Below are 18,012 nucleotides of genomic sequence, written 5' to 3' on the forward strand. Positions count from 1 at the left end.
AACAAGCAAATGCGATCGCCCAACAAGCAAATGCGATCGCCCAACAAGCAAATGCGATCGCCCAACAAGCAAATGCGATCGCCCAACAAGCAAATGTAGTCGCCGAACAAGCAAATGCGATCGCCCAACAAGCAAATAGCGAATGTGATTGTTGCCCTTATTTAATTATTAAAAATTGATGATTTATAATCTAAGCTGAAACTCTAATTGATCCTCGCGGCAGCAACGCTACTCAAAAGTGGACACATCTCGCAGCAAACTAGGAATTTCCCCTTGAGATAAAGGAAACTCCAGCAGAGTTTCTCTAAGTCCCAAATACCCAGATTCAGCAAACGACAAAAGCATTCGTGAAAGCGCTAGCCAAACCTCCGATTCGTATTCCCAATCACGATAACGCGAAGCTTTACCAGCAATTGAACGTAGCGCCCAGAAATAAGAGTTTCGCACCACCGAACCACCCTTCTTAAACTCTGGTAAATCTTCATGATGAATAAAAAGCACTTTATTTTCAATTCTGGCTCTCATAGCAATTTTAGATTTCGGATTAAAAATAAATTTTAAATAGGGTGCCTTACAATCCCGTTCGGTTAAGGTTTTTGATTGATTATTGTAGAGACGGCGATTCATCGCGCCTCTTGCCTTAACCGTAGGGTTCGTTACGACTTTAACCTAACGCACCATGTTGTATCATCGCGGTACCTCGTCTTTACCAAAAAGCTCCTCTTTATCTCTGTATTCTCTGCCCCTCTGTGGTTCAATAAATAACTTTTAAACCGCAGAGGCACAGAGAACGCAGAGATTTTACCACCTAAAAACTGGCATTTAAACCCACACGAAAAGTGAATCCAGGGCTATAGATGCGATTAACTCGCTCATATTGCTCACCCAGTAGATTTTCTAAGTAAACTGTCAATCCTACATTGCTAGTTATAGGTACACGACCGCTCAAATCTAAATTTACGAAAGATGGGGCAAAATCTGTAATCGTGTCACCAGGGTTTGTAAAGAAGGCTCTGCGAGTGCCACTGTTGTAGGTAACATACAAATTAGTCTGCCAACCTGAATTTTGATAACCCACACCAGTTTGCAGTACAGAGTAGGGAATCAAGCCTAACTGTAAACCTCTCTCTGAGCCTGTTTTTACTTCAGCATCTGTATAAGTGTAGTTGAGGAAAGTTGACCAGCCAGCTGCAATTCTTAATTGCAATGCAACCTCTAAACCATTGGTATCTACTAGTCCAATGTTTTCCCATCTTCCGGCGATGACTCCCAAGCGATCGCCTATACTACTACCAAAGTAAGTAAACTGCCCAATCAGATTTTGAGAAAAATTGACATCTACTCCCGCACTCCAAGTAGAACCAGTTTCCGGTCTTAAATCAGGATTAGGTTCCCAACCATGAACTGTATCATAAACATACAACTGATCTAACCCAGGATTGCGTTGTGCCCCTGCCCAACTTCCCCGCACTGCTATTATTGGTGTGACGGCATAACGTAACCCAACACTAGGATTGAGATAATTTCCAAACTGGCTGTCAAAGCTTTGCCTTAGTCCTAAATCTATCAGGAAGTCATCGCTAATATTCCAAGTATTCACAGCAAATAAAGCTGTATTGAACAAACTCCTATCTTCAGTTTCATTATTGGCAATCCTAGTAGGATTTGTACTTAAAACGTCACCAGTTAAATCGGTGTTTTTTAAATCTAATCCCCAGCGCAATTTATTATTGGAAGTAACTTTCCACTCATGATCTACCCTGGCTGTAAGTTGTTGGGTATCTAAAGCTCCTGTACGGTAAAATTCTCCTGTAGGGCCATAGGTGCTGAAATAATCTTGGTTATAACCAATAGAGGTTGTAAGATTGGAACTTTCCCCATTACCTAGTCGAGTTTTCCAGGATAAGCCAACATTTAAACCATCATGGTCTAATCTATCTCTTTGCAGAGGGAAACCGAAATAAATTAAGCCGCGACGACTGCTGAGTGCAGTAACATCTAAATTCAAAGAATTTTTTTTATCTAAATCTAGCCCAATGCTACCAAAGTAAGTACTTGTAGCTGTATCTGCATTTGATAAAAATCCCTGTTCATCACGATTAGCTGCACCTACAGGGACGCGGTAACGGTTATCTATAAAGAATCTTTCAAAGCTGAAGTTGTACTTAACATTATCAGATGAACCACCATAGGTTACTTGTTGATTATTTAAACTCAATGAACCAAATTCTGCACTAGCGCTCAATTTAGGTTTGCCATAACCTTCCTTAGTGATGATATTCACAACTCCCCCAAAAGCAGAGGAACCATACAATGCGGAAGCTGTCCCGCTATATAATTCCACTCGTTCAATAGCTTCTACAGGAATGCTATTTAAGTCAGTTCCACCATGATAAATATTGACATTATTGTTAATTGGTCTACCATTAATCAAAAATACAGACTGATTAATTGAGGCTCCCCGGTAATATGTACCTGTGTGAATATCTGCCCCATGCCCTACATCATTGATCGCAAAACCAGGCATTCTTTTCAAAATATCAGCTAAACTTGTAGCGCCCTGCTTTTGAATTTCTTCTTTATCAATTACGTAAGTTGGTGTAGATTGAGGTAGATTGTCTGGTTCTGCGATCGCTTCTATAGAAATGTCTGCATCATCTGTATAATCTGGCTCTGTTTCTGGCTGAGTTTCTGGATTAACTTCACTCGGCGCAGATTGTTGAGTTAATAATTCGGCATTAGTGGCGGGTAGCTCAATTTCACTCAAACTCGGAATATCTGAAATGACTTCGGTTGATTTATCAGTATTTCTCTGTTTAATTTCACTCTCAGCAGCAAAGCCAGGAAACGCTATCAGTAAACTCGGTAAAGCAACTGTTAGCAACAAAAAATCCTTTTTCACGTTCTCTTTCACACCAGGTAAAAACAGTCACTACGTAGTATTGTTGCTGTAATAGTAAAATCGTGTCAAAAGACACGCTGTCATATTTCTACAATTCAGATGAGACTATTGGTCAATTCACTATGGGTTAAACTCCAAAGTGTCTGTATTTGAAGAAGTCAGGAGGGAACGACCCTGGATGTTTGGAGCTACGTAAAAAGCTATAAGCTAACGCAACAGTGAGGGTTTTGAACTCTTGATTTTTAGCGTTGGCGCAGCCAGCACTTCTCTAGGAGACGCTGCACAAATGGCAGAGCTACTTTACCACCGTAGGCATCGCTTTACTGAAGCAAATCGCGTAGGTGCCGCAGACAGAGCAGTTTTTCTCTAGCCTCTTGCTCTCTGTCTCAATTATTCCTACTTAAGGAATAGAGATTTCTATTACTACTGATAGATCAAAGAATATTATTTACTAAGTTATACTTGAATGTTAGTGATTTTAAGGAATTATTAGTAACTTTAAATTTTAACTAAATTATTAATCATTCAAAAAAATCGAAGTTGATTATTTGCCGAAAAACTAATTATTGAAAATTTACTTATGTATATAGCTTTATGGCCAGGGAATGTATATCCTTTAGGCGCAACTTGGGATGGTAAAGGGACAAACTTTGCTTTATTTTCAGAAAATGCAACAGGGGTAGAGCTTTGTTTATTTGATAACGATGACGAAGAAATTCGCTTACCTTTGACAGAAAAAAACAATTTTGTTTGGCATGGTTACTTACCAGGAGTGGGCCCCGGTCAAAAATATGGGTTTAGAGTGCATGGGATGTGGGCACCGGAGGTAGGTCATCGATTTAATCCAAACAAACTATTAATTGACCCCTATGCTAAGGCAATTGACGGTGAGTTTAGTAACGATCCATCTGTCTTTGGTTACTCTCTAAATGCTCCAGAAAAAGACTTAGTTTTTTCTGAACTAGATGATGCCAAAATAATGCCCAAGTGTGTTGTGGTCGATCAATCTTTTGATTGGGAAGGCGATAAACTGCTTTCTTCACCCTGGCATACAACTGTTATTTATGAAACTCACGTAAAAGGTTTTACTAAACTACATCCAGCTATTCCAGAAGAGTTGCGTGGCACTTATGCCGGGTTGGCGCATCCAGCTGCAATTCAACACTTACAGCAACTAGGAATTACAGCCGTTGAGTTGATGCCAGTACATCACTTTCTATCTCATCCAGGACATTTAGAAGAAAAAGGATTAACCAACTACTGGGGCTACGATTCCATCAACTATTTTGCCCCCTATTCTAGTTACAGTGCTAGTGGAACTGTGGGTCAACAAGTCACCGAATTTAAGCAAATGGTCAAGGCACTACATTTTGCCGGAATTGAAGTGATCTTAGATGTAGTCTACAACCACACTGGCGAAGGAAATCATTTTGGGCCAACGCTATCTTTACGAGGTGTTGATAATTCTGTATATTACCGTTTGGTAAAGGATGATCCTCGCTACTACATGGACTTTACAGGCTGCGGTAACTCTCTGAATGTGCGTCATGCTCAAGTTCTGAAGTTAATTATGGATAGCCTGCGCTACTGGGTAACAGAAATGCATGTAGATGGCTTCCGCTTTGATTTGGCCTCGGCGCTGGCGCGGGAATTGTATGAGGTAGATAACCTATCAGCTTTCTTTGATATTATTCATCAAGACCCAATCTTGGCAGATGTAAAGCTCATTGCTGAACCTTGGGATTTAGGAGAAGGCGGCTATCAAGTCGGGAATTTTCCACTGCGTTGGTCTGAGTGGAATGGAAGATATCGGGATACAGTACGAGATTTTTGGCGTGGTGCAGATGATAGTTTAGGACAATTTGCTTACTGTTTTACAGGTAGCCCTGACTTGTATCAAACAAACGGGCGTAACCCAAATGCAAGTATTAATTTCGTGACTGCTCATGATGGTTTCACGTTAAATGATTTAGTCAGCTACAACGAAAAGCATAATGAGGCAAACGGGGAAGACAATAGAGATGGTGAAAGCCATAATAGATCCTGGAATTGTGGTGTAGAAGGCGAAACCAAAGATATAGAAGTAATGCGTTTGCGCCAACGGCAACGACGAAACTTTTTAGCAACCCTAATGCTATCTCAAGGTGTACCAATGCTATTAGAGGGAGATGAAATTGGCTGTAGTCAAAAGGGAAATAATAATGTCTACTGCCAAGACAATGAGATTTCCTGGCGGCATTGGGATTTGCAAAAAGCAAACGCGGATTTACTAGACTTTACCCGTGAACTAATTAATTTTCGCCATCAACATCCAGTATTCCGACGGCGTAAGTGGTTTCAAGGTCGCCCCATCCACGGTTTAGGCATTAATGATATTGCTTGGTTTAATTCTGACGGCAGTGAAATGACTGAAAAGCAGTGGCTAGTTAGTTATGCCAAAGTGATGGAGATTTTTTTGAATGGGCAAGGAATTTCCACTCCAGGAACTCGTGGTGAGCGGATTATTGATGAAAGTTTTCTACTATTTTTTAACGCTCACTACGAGTTAATTGAGTTTGCTTTACCCAATGAGTTTAAGGAAAATGTATGGGAGATAGTAATTGACACTAATGAACCTCGCTTCCTAGATCGAGGAAAATTAGTTTCAGGCTCTCAAACTGTACCAGTCACAGATCGCTCTCTAATGGTGTTACGCCTTATCAGTTAACAGTACGAGAATAAAAAGATACTTAGATAATATCCTAAGCGATAACGAGCTACTCCGCGATTAACGTAAGCTTGGGGGTTAAGTCTGATGACTTTAGAAAAATCACGCACTGCACCAAAGTCATCTCCATTTCGTCCGCAAGCACAAGCCCGATTAAAGTAGGCTCTATAATCGTTAGCATTGAGACGAATTGCTAGATTAAAGTCGAGCATAGCTGTTTAGGTATCTTGCAAGACAAAATGCGCTAAACCTCGGTCATTATAGATATCTGCAAGCAGTCAGCTGCTGATTCGAGGTATCTGAATTAGAGCTAAATTAAAGTCAAGAATTGCCTTAGAGTTTTTCCCATCTCCAGCACGGGCTACGCCTACGCTCGATTATGATCGACAATGGCAGCCTGATAACCCCCTTGTCTGTAGTGCCACTCCCCGGTTCAGATAAGCCTCAAAGTTATCAGGTGCAAAATTTATAGCTTGAGTACAATCTGTAACACCTTGATGGTAATCTTGTAATTGCTGTAGCTTATAGCGATCGCTATAAGCTACAGCAAAATCTTTTTCAAGTTCAATCGCCTGATTGAAATTCTCTATTGCTTCCTGGTAATTACCCCGCCGCATCTTAACTACACCCAACTCCAAGAAGTCACTCGCTGTAATTTTGGTAATTCAAATAGGTGAGGAATATGCAGATAAAGTCCACAAAGTCAGAGGTAAAGCAACAATTAAACTGAGAAATAATCGCCAGAAATTACTCATAGTACCAAATTAGGATAAGTAGTATTGTTTGATGTTTTTGGAACAGTCTTTTTGTCAAGACTCTAAATCCAAAATTGGTATAAGTATCCTATTTGACAATTTCGGCAACCTTAAAATTAGCGGGACAAAAAGCCCCGCTAATTGTTAATTATTGAAGTTAAATTTTAGTCTACTTCCAGTCCTTATCGGCTTGTGAAAGCACATAAGCAGTTACATCTTCAATCTGGTTAGATTTTAAACGACTGCCAAAAGCAGGCATGGCATTTTTACCTTTTGTAACTTGGGCGATAATTGCTTCTTCTGAGTACATACCATACTTTTCTAAAGCGTCCTTCTTGAGGTTCTTCGGAGCTTGAACCAGATTTTTACCCCCCGCGTGACAAGAGGCACAATTAGCACTAAATACTTTAGCTCCACTAACAGCATCTCCTGCCAAAGCTGGACTACTGAAGGCAAAGGTGAAGATTGCTATGCCTAACAGCATCACTGTAATAATTTTTTTCATTTCGTGTTCTCTCTGCAATAACGGCTTATTCGCTGCAATATCCTCCATAATTGTCAGTTGAGCCGCTGCTCTAGTCAAATGACAAGCTGTCAAACTTCGCTCTCAAGTTTGAGATTTTGAATATTCGAGGTTTTAAATTGAAGGTTGTTAACACAGAATGATGTCTGGCGATAAACTGCTTTACATCTACGCTAATAATGAAAATGTAAATTCATACAAAATTTAATATTTTATAACTAATAAATAATAGGTCTTTAAGGATGAGATATTCAAGATGAAAATTATCCTGCTTCATCCTTTATATTCATCCTTTGTTATTTAGTTAACAGCCCCTAAGTGAGTAAGCGCATCTTCTGTAACACGACAAATGCGCCAATCATCTAATATAGATGCTCCCATAATCCGGTAGAATTTTTGGGCTGATTCGTTCCATTCCAACACACTCCACTCTAACCGCCCACAATCACGTTCTACAGCTATCTGAGCTACTTTACTAAGGAGAGCCTTTCCAATACCTTGCCTGCGATATTCTGGTAACACAAATAAGTCTTCCAGATAAATTCCTGGCTTAGTCAGAAATGTTGAATAATTATGAAAAAATAGGGCAAAACCAACAGCTTGACCCGCAGATTCTGCTAAAATCGCTTCTATATATCTCCGGGAACCAAATAAATGCTCCTTAAGTTCGAGAGCATTGCCGGTCACAGCGTGAGATAATTTTTCATATTCAGCCAGCCCCTGAATTAATTTAAACAGTACGCTGTAATCAGTTGGTTCAGCAAAACGCACAATCAAATTGCTACGCGAAGTCATTAGTATATAGTCTATAGTTCCTAGTCCATAGTCTATAGGCAACTGTGCAAGTTTTTTTGACTAATGACTAAAGAAAAGCCGAAAAAAGGTACAAAACGCCCGGTTTTTGCAATTTGCGATAGGTGAAGCTCAAGAAATATGCAGATACAAGCTTGCTTTCATTCGTTAGCAATGTGGATTTAATAAAGAGCAAGTTTTGTAGGGTGTATTATCGCCAAGAGTACGGCACCATACCGAATTTTAGGTGCGTTATGACAAATGCCTGTAACACACCCTACAAGATTTAAAGTTTTGCACTTTATTTGAACCATGTTCGTTAATGGAGCTAATTAGGTCAGGTATTGCATCTCTATCTTCGTAAATGTAATTAAATCAACCAACCTTTTAAACGTTTAGCTATGTGGGGACGGCGCAATTTCCGCATGGCTTTGCTTTGAATTTGTCGCACTCGCTCACGAGAAAGATTGAACATGTTGCCAACTTCTTCTAAGGTACAGGGTTCGCTGGTTGTCAAACCATACCGCAGAGAAATCACATCTTTCTCCCTTGGAGTTAACACGTCACCTAAGACTTCCCATATCTCCTGACGCATCATGTTTTCATTCATTTTTGCTTCTGGAGACAAGTTATCTTCATCTTCTAGCAAATCCATCAATTCCGTGTCTTCTTCTTTACCGACGCGGTGGTTAAGAGAAAGTGCTTGACGCCGTAGTTGTTGTAGCTGGCGTAGTTGTTGCACACTAATTTCTAAAGCTTCTGCCATTTCACCTTCAGTAGGATTGCGGCAAAGTTTTTGCTTGAGTTCTCGTTGTGCTTTTTTCAGCTTGTTAAGCTTTTCAACAATATGAATAGGTAGCCGAATTGTCCGCGCATCGTTAGCTATAGCCCTGGTAATCGCTTGTCTAATCCACCAATAGGCGTAAGTAGAAAACTTATATCCTTTATCTGGATCAAACTTTTCTGTAGCGCGATTTAAACCCATTGCTCCTTCCTGAATTAAATCCAGGAAAGGCACTCCCCGGTTCAGGTATCGTTTAGCAATAGAAACTACCAATCTCAAGTTCGAGCGAATCATTTTGCGTTTCGCTACTCTACCTTGATACAAGCGACTTTCTAATTGCTTTTCCGTCATTTCTAGCTCGGAAGCCACCTCTACCTTGCTGGGTTCCTGTCCCAGTTTTAATTGTAAAGCTGCTTGTAATTCCCTAACTTCCTCTAGAAACCTAACTCGCCGCGCTAACTCTACCTCTTCATCAGCTTTTAGAAGCGGATAACGCGCCATCTCTTTAAAAAACGCGCCGACAGCATCATCATGCTCGGTTTTGTTGTATCCCGAAGGACGGGCCGCAGCCATATCATCCCCGTCGCGTTCATCTGATTCCAGATTTTCTACTACAATTGGAGTCTCTTCATCTGCCACTGCTTCTAAAATATCGAGTGATGGTTCTTCAATATCAGCAGTATTCTCCAGTATTTCCATTTTTCCCAATTCAACAATATTCATAGTTTCCTTTAGGGATTGTTGTTTTGTTTGGTACATAAATTAGTTACAGCTACTCGTTTGAGGCTTGGTAGTTTTCCCTAAGGGACGAATGCACCCGTTTATATAGCGAAATACAGGCTGATGCTAATTTTTCTTTAGAAATAAAAATCGGCATCTACCTAATCTACCTACCACCTATGGGTTACAGTTAGATACAACCTTTAACGAAACTGGCCTTCGCACCCAACAAAACTTTCTTCTGAGGCTCCCAACAGATTATATTCTTCATTTTTTTCTTAATTTCCAAATATGTCAAACCCCCTCAAACTTTCTCAACCTTAACAAACATATAAATCTCAGCTAACCATCCAATTTTCTTAAACTTTCATATATTTTTCTAAATATTTTTAATGTTTAGACCTTGGAAGTCACTGGATAAATTTAAAACCTAGTGTTGGGGTTATGCATTCCCGATTTAAACTTACCCACATGAGACAAATTACAAGAATGGCAGCTTAATTTCGAGATGTTCTTATTTGTATAAAAGCATCTCATATGCAGAAAGGGTTGAATATCTATCGATAGGCGGAAAAAGGCTACTCCCTATTTAGTAGATAGAGCAACTGTTGCAGCAAGGGCCGACATGCTTTTATTTGTATAGTGGGTACCAAATATTTATTGCATGTATAGTTGATACGAATTTGTCTAGTAGATTACATAAGAGGAAACTTATCAAGTATTATGAAGGATAACAGTATTGAGAATTACCATTTAAGTCTAAGAAAATAAAAAATTAGATTTTAGTTAGCTAGGTTATTTTTGACAAGCTATCTGAGGGAAATATCTAACTATAAAGACAGTAACTATGTATATTAATGACGTAAATTTATCTCCTTTATTAGTGGCCCAAGCTAGTGAATCGTACCAGTCAGGTGCAACTCTTAATAGGTGGGTTGAAGTACTGGTAGACTGTCCAGGAAGTACAGGACTATTTACCTATCGATTGCCAGCCCAGTTAGAAATAAAACCAGGGGATATTTTGAGCGTGCCATTTGGGGCACAACAATTAGGAGCGATCGCCATTCGGTTACTGGCACAACCAAATGTCGATTTAGCACCAGAAAAAATCCGGGAAGTAGAAGATATAGTGAGCGTTGGATTTTTCCCAAGTGCTTATTGGGAATTACTCAATCGAGTCGCTGCATATTACTATACGCCTCTAATTCAAGTAATCCGGGTTGCTCTGCCACCAGGGTTGCTGGGGCGATCGCAGCGTCGTATCCGCATCATTAAAGGCAGGGGTGCAGAAGGAAATAATTATTTACTTGCATCTCCCAATCCTGCCGCTTTTCTGACTCCAACTGCGCGACAAGTTTGGGAACTTTTGCAAGCACAGCCGGCAGGGGACTACAGTTTTGTCTACCTCCAGCAAAAAGTCAAATCTGCTTATCGGGGAATTCGGGAGTTGTTGCGATTCGGTTTAGTAGAAAGCTACTTAGAACCGCCACGACTAACTCGACCAAAGCTGCAAAAAGCAGTCACGCTCACAGGTACAATCGACGACGACTTAACTACTCGCCAACGAGAAATTTTGGAAGTGCTACGGCGGCATAATGGAGAGTTGTGGCAAAATGAATTACTGCAAATTTGCAATGCTAGTTCCTCTATTCTCAAAACGTTGGCACAAAAAGGTTACATCGTCATCGAAGAACGGGAAGTATTGCGAACTGAACAGGGGCCAGCATTAGCAGGCGATGGGGCTAAATCCTTAACTGTTGCCCAAGCTAGCGCCTTAGAAACAATCCAGACACTAGATGGCTTTGCTGAAGTTTTGTTGCATGGGGTGACAGGTTCGGGAAAAACAGAAGTATATTTGCAAGCGATCGCACCTCTCCTCAACCAAGGCAAATCCGCCCTTGTTTTAGTCCCAGAAATTGGACTTACACCCCAGCTAACCGATCGTTTTCGCGCCCGTTTTGGTAATAAAGTCAGTGTTTATCACAGCGCCCTCTCCGATGGTGAACGTTACGACACTTGGCGACAAATGCTCGCAGGAGAACCCCAAGTTGTCATTGGTACGCGCAGTGCCGTTTTCGCCCCTTTGCCCAACTTGGGTTTAATTATTTTAGATGAAGAACACGACAGCAGCTTTAAGCAAGACTCACCCATACCCACCTACCACGCCCGCACCGTCGCCCAGTGGCGAGCCGAATTAGAAAATTGCCCCTTGGTGTTGGGTTCCGCTACCCCTTCCTTGGAGAGTTGGGTAAGTGTGAGGGGGCAGGGGGCAGGGGACAGGAGTTATTACTTAAGTTTGCCCGAACGCATCAACTCCCGCCCTCTACCGCCCGTGGAGATAGTGGATATGCGGCAAGAGTTGCAGCAGGGAAATCGTTCTATATTTAGTAGATCGCTCCAAGAAGCTTTGCAACAGTTGCAAGAGAGAAAACAACAGGGAATTTTATTTATCCATCGCCGGGGACACAGTACTTTTGTATCTTGCCGCAGTTGTGGATATGTATTGGAATGTCCGCACTGTGATGTGTCGTTAGCGTATCACCACACCGAAGAAAAAGCGCCGGAATTATTGCGCTGCCATTATTGTAACTATGCGCGATCGCATCCCAAATACTGCCCTGATTGTACTTCCCCTTACTTGAAATTTTTCGGTAGCGGTACTCAGCGAGTAACGCAGGAACTAGCGCGACAATTCCCAGAGTTGCGCTTGATTCGTTTTGATAGCGATACCACCCGCAACAAAGGCTCACACCGAACTCTACTTACCCAATTTGCCAACGGCGAAGCAGATTTATTAGTAGGTACGCAAATGCTTACCAAAGGTTTGGATTTACCGCAGGTAACACTTGTGGGCGTTGTCGCCGCCGATGGATTGCTCAATTTATCAGATTATCGCGCCAGTGAACGAGCATTTCAAACCTTGACTCAAGTCGCTGGACGTGCTGGTAGAGGCGATGATCCGGGGAGAGTGATTGTGCAGACTTATACTACAGAGCATCAGGTAATTGCAGCAGTGCGATCGCACGATTATCACTCTTTCTCCCAAGCGGAATTAGAACAACGCCAAGCCCTCAATTATCCCCCATATGGGCGGTTAATTTTGTTGCGTTTAAGTAGTCTCGATCCCATTCAAGTGCAAAATACCGCACAAATAATCGCCACAGCCTTGAGTACAGAAGAAGAATTTGAGATATTAGGCCCAGCGCCAGCAAGTATTTTACGGGTAGCTAATCGTTATCGCTGGCAGATATTGATTAAATTTGCCCCCGATGCATTGCCACAATTGCCAGATTGGGAACAAGTGCGATCGCTTTGTCCTCAGTCTGTTAGTTTGACAATAGATGTAGACCCATTAAATATTATGTAATTTTTTTGGGTAAAAAATAGATAAATAGTCTATGGTTTAACTTCTTACGTATGGTCAGATCCCCGACTTATTCAAAAAGTCGGGGATCTTGAAACCCTAAAAATTAATGCAATGAACCACTAGTAAGTAGTGAAATGACTAGCGTTTAAATCGGATGCCGTAATTCCAGTTAACAAAGCAAGACTTACGGTTCCAATCTTAATCAAAGTATCACTGTTACTCTGAGTAATAGACAAATTTGAATAGCTTGTACCACTTGATAAAGCAATCAAATCTTCATTAATGTTGAAATCTTTGATTGTATCTCTACCTTCACCTTGGACAATCACAAAGATATCACTACCTGTACCCCCTGTGAGATTATCAATACCTAAACCGCCGTAAATGCGATCATTTCCTCCTCCACCCACAATTGTGTCATTAGCAGCAAAGCCAAAAATCAGATCGTCTGAGCTAGTTCCCTGCAAATTATTAGCCGAGGCTGAACCTGTGATAATGCTATTAACTTGGTTGCCACTTTTAATATTGACGGCATCAATATCAGCAGGATTGAAATTGTTATATTTGGCATCACTACTAACTGCTTTGGCAGTAATGATTTGGTAAGCAATGTTGTCATCTGCAATGCCATCATCAACACCTGTAACCGTGATGATTTGAGGCGTATTCCAGTTAGCTGCGGTAAAGGTGACGCTAGAAACTGAAACAGTACCTTCATTCACATTAGAACTACTAAAACTTAAGGTGACATCAGCAGTGGGTTGGCTATCGATTTGAATACTGAAATTAGCGGTGCCACCAGCTTCAGTAGTTACTAGCCCAGTAGCAGGGGATATAGTGAAACCTGCTGTATCGTCGTCAGTAATATTACCATTAGCTTGGTTATCAATAATGGTGGCATTGCTGGGGTTTGTGAGATTGACAAAAAAGCGTTCACTGGATTCGTCAACAAAATCGTCGAGAATCGGTATCGTAATTGTTTGAGTGATAACTCCAGGGTTGAAAGTGATGGTTCCTGTGAGTGTGGTGTAATCAACTCCAGCGATCGCAGTATCATTACTAGTGTTGTAATCGACTGTAATTAAGTCACTGCTGGCATTGGAGAGTTTGACAGTAAAAACAAGATTGCCGCTGTCTTCGATACCGGTTTTATCTACTATGGATATAGTAGGTGGGTTGTCATCGTTAACTATGGTCACTGTAGCAGGATTGGCAACAGGATCTGGCTGTTTCGGGTGACTCAACGTCAGATTAATGGTTTCGTCAACTTCAGTGACCTTTTCACCCAGAACGTTTAATGTAATACTCTTTGTTGTTTCTCCAGCAGTAAAGATTACAGCCCCAGATGCGGCACTTGTAACGCCTGCAACTTTAATGGTGTTGTAATCACTGCTAAAACTTGCCGTGCCATCCAGAACATAATATACAGTACTGGCAATGCTAGTATCGCCACTACGGGTAACGGTGAAAGTAACAGTTTGGCTACCACTATTACCTTCAGTTACAGTTGGGGTCGCAGTTGAAATGGCGTAATCGATATTAGCAGGAATAACAAAGTTAGTATCTCCTATGTGATTTAATGGTTGACCAGCAAAGTTTTCTGGTGATGTGTTAGAAACATTACCTAATATCAAATTCGGCACTGTTCCACTAGTTAAACTCGCCACCCAATCCGAGCCTGTTGAACCTGTAGTGTCACCTGAACGCCCTACATATCCAGCGATAAATAAAGTATCAACAAATGTGGCATTAGTTGGAACTGTTCCTTTGGCATTATTTCTAAATACAATAGAGCCGTATGCTATGTCTGTAGTTCCGCCATCTAAAGCGGAAACTGAATCCAGCACAATCCAATTTGAGTATACAGAACCATCAGCAATACCATCGTTATCCGAGTCAATATCATTGCTAAGAGTGGGTGCAGTAGTACTTTGAATCAAAAAGAAACTAACAGACCCATTTTCTATGTTAGTTGTTGTACCAGTATCACCACTATGACCGATTGAACTTGAGGCTCCGTTCCCCCATCCCGCACCACTTCCAGCATTAGTTAGAACATTTGCACCAGACTGGGTTGAATGGCTATTACCTTTTTGCAAGAGAACCAGAAACCCATTGCTGTCAAACTGCTTACCAGACAAATTAAAAATATTCTGAATATCACCAGGATTGGATGTGCCAGAATCACCTTCAACACCAACTAAATAAGTTCCAACTGCTAGAGTTGCACCGGGAGTACCACGCAGTTCGATGTATTCATTATTAGCTGAAGTACTGAAGAGAATTTCGTTAATGAGTATCGGTTGAGGCGGAACGGGATCGTCAGGCTCGTTAAGTACCACCGAAACGTTTTTAGATTCGCTGTTTGCCACCGCCAAGTCAGATTTACCATCGTTGTTGAAATCGCCCACGGTGACAGAAAGAGGTTTTGCGCCCACGTAAAAGTTCGTCGCAGTTCCAAAGTTCCCATTGCCATCACCCAGCAGGACTGAAACCGTGTTGGAGCCTGCATTTGCCACTGCTAGGTCAGAGTTACCATCATTATCGAAGTCAATCACTGTAAGAGATGCGGGATTTAACCCTATATCAAAATTAGTGGCAATTCCAAAGCCGCCAGTGCCATTACCCAACAGAATAGAGATATTGTTAGAGTCATAATTTGCCACCGCCAAATCCAATTTGTTGTCTTTATTGAAGTCGCCTACGACGACAAAATTAGGATTTGTTCCGACAGCAAATTGGGTGGCTGAATTAAAAGTGCCATCACCTTTTCCCAACAGCACTGAAACGTTGTTGAAGTAAGAACTCGTCACCGCTAGGTCAGATTTTCCATCCCCGTTGAAGTCCCCTACTGTGACGGAAGTGGGACGGCTGGGAACTTTAAAGTTGTTGGCAGTTGCAAAACTACCGGTACCATTTCCCAACAACACTGAAATATTTTGGGAGGCATTGTTTACCGTTACTATGTCAGATTTTCCATCGCCGTTGAAGTCCCCCACTGCAACGGATGTGGGGGCTGACGCTAACTCCAAAGGAAAATTTACAGCAGTTTGAAAGCTGCCATTACCGTTACCAAACAGCACCGAAATGTTATTTGAGACATTGTTTGCCGTTACCAGATCCAATTTCCCATCTTTGTTGAAGTCTGCTACAGCAACAGAAGAAGGACTTAACCCATTGAACCCGACCGTACTAAAGTTGCTAGCAGGCTTAAAAGTGCCATCACCCTTTCCCAAAAGTACCGAAACGCTTTGAGAAGACTTGTTTGCCGTTACCAGATCCGTATTACCATCTTCGTCAAAGTCGCCGACAACAATGGAATAGGGTCTTAATCCCACATCAAAGGTGGTAGGTATAATTGAAATTCTAACAGTCTCCGTAGTAGTACTGTAGGCTGTTGTGCCACCACCAACTCCGGGAACTACGTTAGTAGTGCCGCTAGCGTTGCCATCTGAGGTATCCCAAGCGCGAAAAGTGAATTCAGCTGTGCCGTTGTAGCCAGGATTGGGCACAAAACGAATTTTTTCCGTATCTTTGAGTAATGTAGCAGAAGTCTCAGATACAGCGAAATTAATCCAGTTGTTTCCGTCATCTGTAGAGTATTGCCAAGTACCGTTGGTATTATCTACGGCAATGACGGCAATTCCTTCTACTGCACCTGTGTCAGCATCAGTAATGGGGTTGCCACCTGCGCCTGTAGCAAGGATGGCAGAAATTAAAGTGCCGGAGTTGTTGGCATCGTTCACGTCTTGGGTAATGGTGGCAAGTCTAGGATTACCCGTATTGTTGAGTGTTGGTGATGTATTGGTTGACATTTACAATTCCTCTGCAAAATTAGTTTAGGTTTTAGAAGTTTTGTTTTCTCGTAGTTGCACCTTGATTATTGTTAGTAAATAAAATTTGGCAACTTGTAACTTTTGACTTGAATCTAAGACTTTAGGAACACAGCACTAAATAGGAAGCGAATACTTAAAGATACGCTTCCGTGCCTAAATTGAATGGTTAATTAGAACCTCTTTTTATTGAGGAAAAACAGAAAAAATAAGATTATAATCAAGTACAAAATTATACTGTAACCATAAAAATCGCTACTGTATTATTACTGTAATAAGTAAGTTTTGCTAAAAATTTAAATTTAGAGTTGATTTATTAAGTAAATCTGAAGTAGTTATATTAGCGGGATTTAAATAAAACAGGAGAGGAAAAAGAGTATGATGCTTAACTAGCATAGCTACACGTTTACTGAAGCTTTAGAGGTCTTTATAACGGCTGTGTCTTATCAACTTCTCGATTGGTTGAACTTGAATCGTGACGTTTTTGCTGCTTATAAAGCTAGTTTAGGTTACATTTGAGATTAATTTTGTCTAAGTCCCGCTAACTGCTTCGTGGTAATTATTGTCCTTTGATAAAAATTTTTATTGTCTAGATGGTATTAATTTATTAAAAGTAAAATGCTTGGCTGTCATCATTTCTGATTGTAGCCATCCCTCGACTATCAGCGATCGCTATATTCGTCGCACTATAGAGATTGACAAAAAATGTCTCGTTCGCTTCCATCCTCAAATTGGATAGGCAAGAAAACCTATTATTTATTGGGGTAAAACCGCAATATTTTTAATCGTTTATAACTAAATACAGCCTAGAAAAACTAAGCTATATTTTAGCGATCGCTTTTATTTATGAAAAGAAATTTATACTCTTTTAAGTAAAAATACCACTGTATTTACACTTAAATCAGCCTTGGCGCATAGCCCGATGTGAATGAATCTAATGAATCAATAATTCTGGCGCTACCATTCCTTTTTGGATAGCTAAAACTGCGGCTTGAGTGCGATCGCGTACTTCTAGTTTCTGCAAAATCGCATGGACATGAACCCGCACTGTACCAGGGGCAATGTAGAGAATCTCAGCAATTTCTTGATTGCTTTTGCCAGCTGCTACTAGTGCCAAAATTTCTTGCTCCCGCTTCGTTAGGGGATTTTCTAAGTTTTCCTTAGTTTTTGCTGGCTGCACTGCCGTAGAATTACCTTCAAAAGCGGCTCTAATTTCTGTTGTTGCCGTTTGATCCCACCAGGAAGCCCCCGCAGCAACCGATCGTACTGCCAATATCAGAGACTCAGCAGGAATACCTTTGAGGCAGTAACCTTGCGCCCCAGCGGCTATTAACCGCGAAATTATGGTTTTTTCAGAACGAGACGTTAAAACGAGAATTGGTAAATTTGGGTGCTTCTGCTTGATTTGGCGACAAGCTTCAATCCCGCCAATTCCCGGTAAACCTATATCCAACAGAACCAAATCTAGGGGATAGCGATTTGCTAATTCTACAGCTTGTTCCCCGTCTTCTGCTTCTGCGACAATCTCCAAACTAGTTTCTTGTTGCAACCGCATCCGCAGACCAAGCCGAAATAATTCATCATCTTCAACAAGTAAGATTTTTGTCATTTTTCATGGGGCATTGGTTA

At 41.1% G+C, this 18,012-nt stretch carries 12 protein-coding genes; 3 read left to right on the forward strand and 9 right to left on the reverse strand.

The window, feature by feature from the left end; translation table 11 throughout:
* Positions 1 to 228: 228 nt before the first annotated feature.
* Together F8R90_RS19090 and F8R90_RS19095 are read right to left on the reverse strand one after the other, a co-directional pair.
* Positions 229 to 525: a hypothetical protein gene (locus F8R90_RS19090; protein WP_069074363.1), complete on the reverse strand. Its 297-nt coding sequence runs from the start codon at positions 523 to 525 to the stop codon at positions 229 to 231.
* 283 nt (positions 526 to 808) lie between these two features.
* Entirely contained in the window at positions 809 to 2,902 is a 2,094-nt protein-coding gene (locus tag F8R90_RS19095; RefSeq protein ID WP_196511984.1) for a TonB-dependent receptor plug domain-containing protein, read from the reverse strand.
* Positions 2,903 to 3,137: 235 nt separating this feature from the next.
* On the opposite strand from F8R90_RS19095, the gene F8R90_RS33485 reads away from it, so the two are divergent.
* On the forward strand, positions 3,138 to 3,272 hold the full coding sequence (locus F8R90_RS33485; RefSeq protein ID WP_269141772.1) for a hypothetical protein: 135 nt from the start codon (positions 3,138 to 3,140) through the stop codon (positions 3,270 to 3,272).
* Positions 3,273 to 3,482: 210 nt separating this feature from the next.
* Entirely contained in the window at positions 3,483 to 5,609 is a 2,127-nt protein-coding gene (gene glgX, locus F8R90_RS19100; protein ID WP_196511985.1) for a glycogen debranching protein GlgX, read from the forward strand.
* On the opposite strand, the gene F8R90_RS19105 is transcribed toward glgX, so the two are convergent.
* The 5 genes from F8R90_RS19105 to F8R90_RS19125 form a co-directional block, all read right to left on the reverse strand.
* Entirely contained in the window at positions 5,606 to 5,821 is a 216-nt protein-coding gene (locus tag F8R90_RS19105; RefSeq protein WP_196511986.1) for a tetratricopeptide repeat protein, read from the reverse strand. The genes glgX and F8R90_RS19105 overlap by 4 nt on opposite strands.
* A 165-nt stretch (positions 5,822 to 5,986) precedes the next feature.
* Positions 5,987 to 6,241: a tetratricopeptide repeat protein gene (locus tag F8R90_RS19110; RefSeq protein WP_196511987.1), complete on the reverse strand. Its 255-nt coding sequence runs from the start codon at positions 6,239 to 6,241 to the stop codon at positions 5,987 to 5,989.
* A 292-nt stretch (positions 6,242 to 6,533) separates the two neighbouring features.
* Positions 6,534 to 6,869, reverse strand: coding sequence for a cytochrome c6 PetJ (gene petJ, locus F8R90_RS19115; RefSeq protein ID WP_196512008.1), 336 nt, complete (start codon positions 6,867 to 6,869; stop codon positions 6,534 to 6,536).
* Between the two features lie 318 nt (positions 6,870 to 7,187).
* A complete protein-coding gene (locus F8R90_RS19120) occupies positions 7,188 to 7,682 on the reverse strand; it encodes a GNAT family N-acetyltransferase (protein ID WP_196511988.1) in 495 nt (164 codons plus the stop codon).
* Positions 7,683 to 8,049: 367 nt separating this feature from the next.
* Positions 8,050 to 9,222 carry an RpoD/SigA family RNA polymerase sigma factor gene (locus tag F8R90_RS19125; protein ID WP_190893897.1) on the reverse strand — a complete coding sequence of 391 codons (1,173 nt, stop codon included), beginning with the start codon at positions 9,220 to 9,222 and terminating at the stop codon, positions 8,050 to 8,052.
* 808 nt (positions 9,223 to 10,030) lie between these two features.
* Here F8R90_RS19125 and priA point away from each other — a divergent pair.
* Positions 10,031 to 12,550, forward strand: a complete 2,520-nt coding sequence (priA, locus tag F8R90_RS19130) for a primosomal protein N' (protein ID WP_196511989.1) — start codon at positions 10,031 to 10,033, stop codon at positions 12,548 to 12,550.
* Between the two features lie 119 nt (positions 12,551 to 12,669).
* Here priA and F8R90_RS19135 read toward each other — a convergent pair whose 3' ends face one another.
* Together F8R90_RS19135 and F8R90_RS19140 are read right to left on the reverse strand one after the other, a co-directional pair.
* The gene (locus F8R90_RS19135) at positions 12,670 to 16,365 is read right to left on the reverse strand and encodes a beta strand repeat-containing protein (protein WP_196511990.1); all 3,696 of its coding nucleotides are present in this window, start codon (positions 16,363 to 16,365) and stop codon (positions 12,670 to 12,672) included.
* 952 nt (positions 16,366 to 17,317) lie between these two features.
* Complete coding sequence (locus F8R90_RS19140; RefSeq protein ID WP_196511991.1) at positions 17,318 to 17,992, reverse strand: response regulator transcription factor; 675 nt, start codon at positions 17,990 to 17,992, stop codon at positions 17,318 to 17,320.
* Positions 17,993 to 18,012: the final 20 nt, after the last annotated feature.

The organism is Nostoc sp. NZL, from assembly GCF_015714705.1.
GTDB lineage: Bacteria > Cyanobacteriota > Cyanobacteriia > Cyanobacteriales > Nostocaceae > Nostoc > Nostoc foliaceum_A.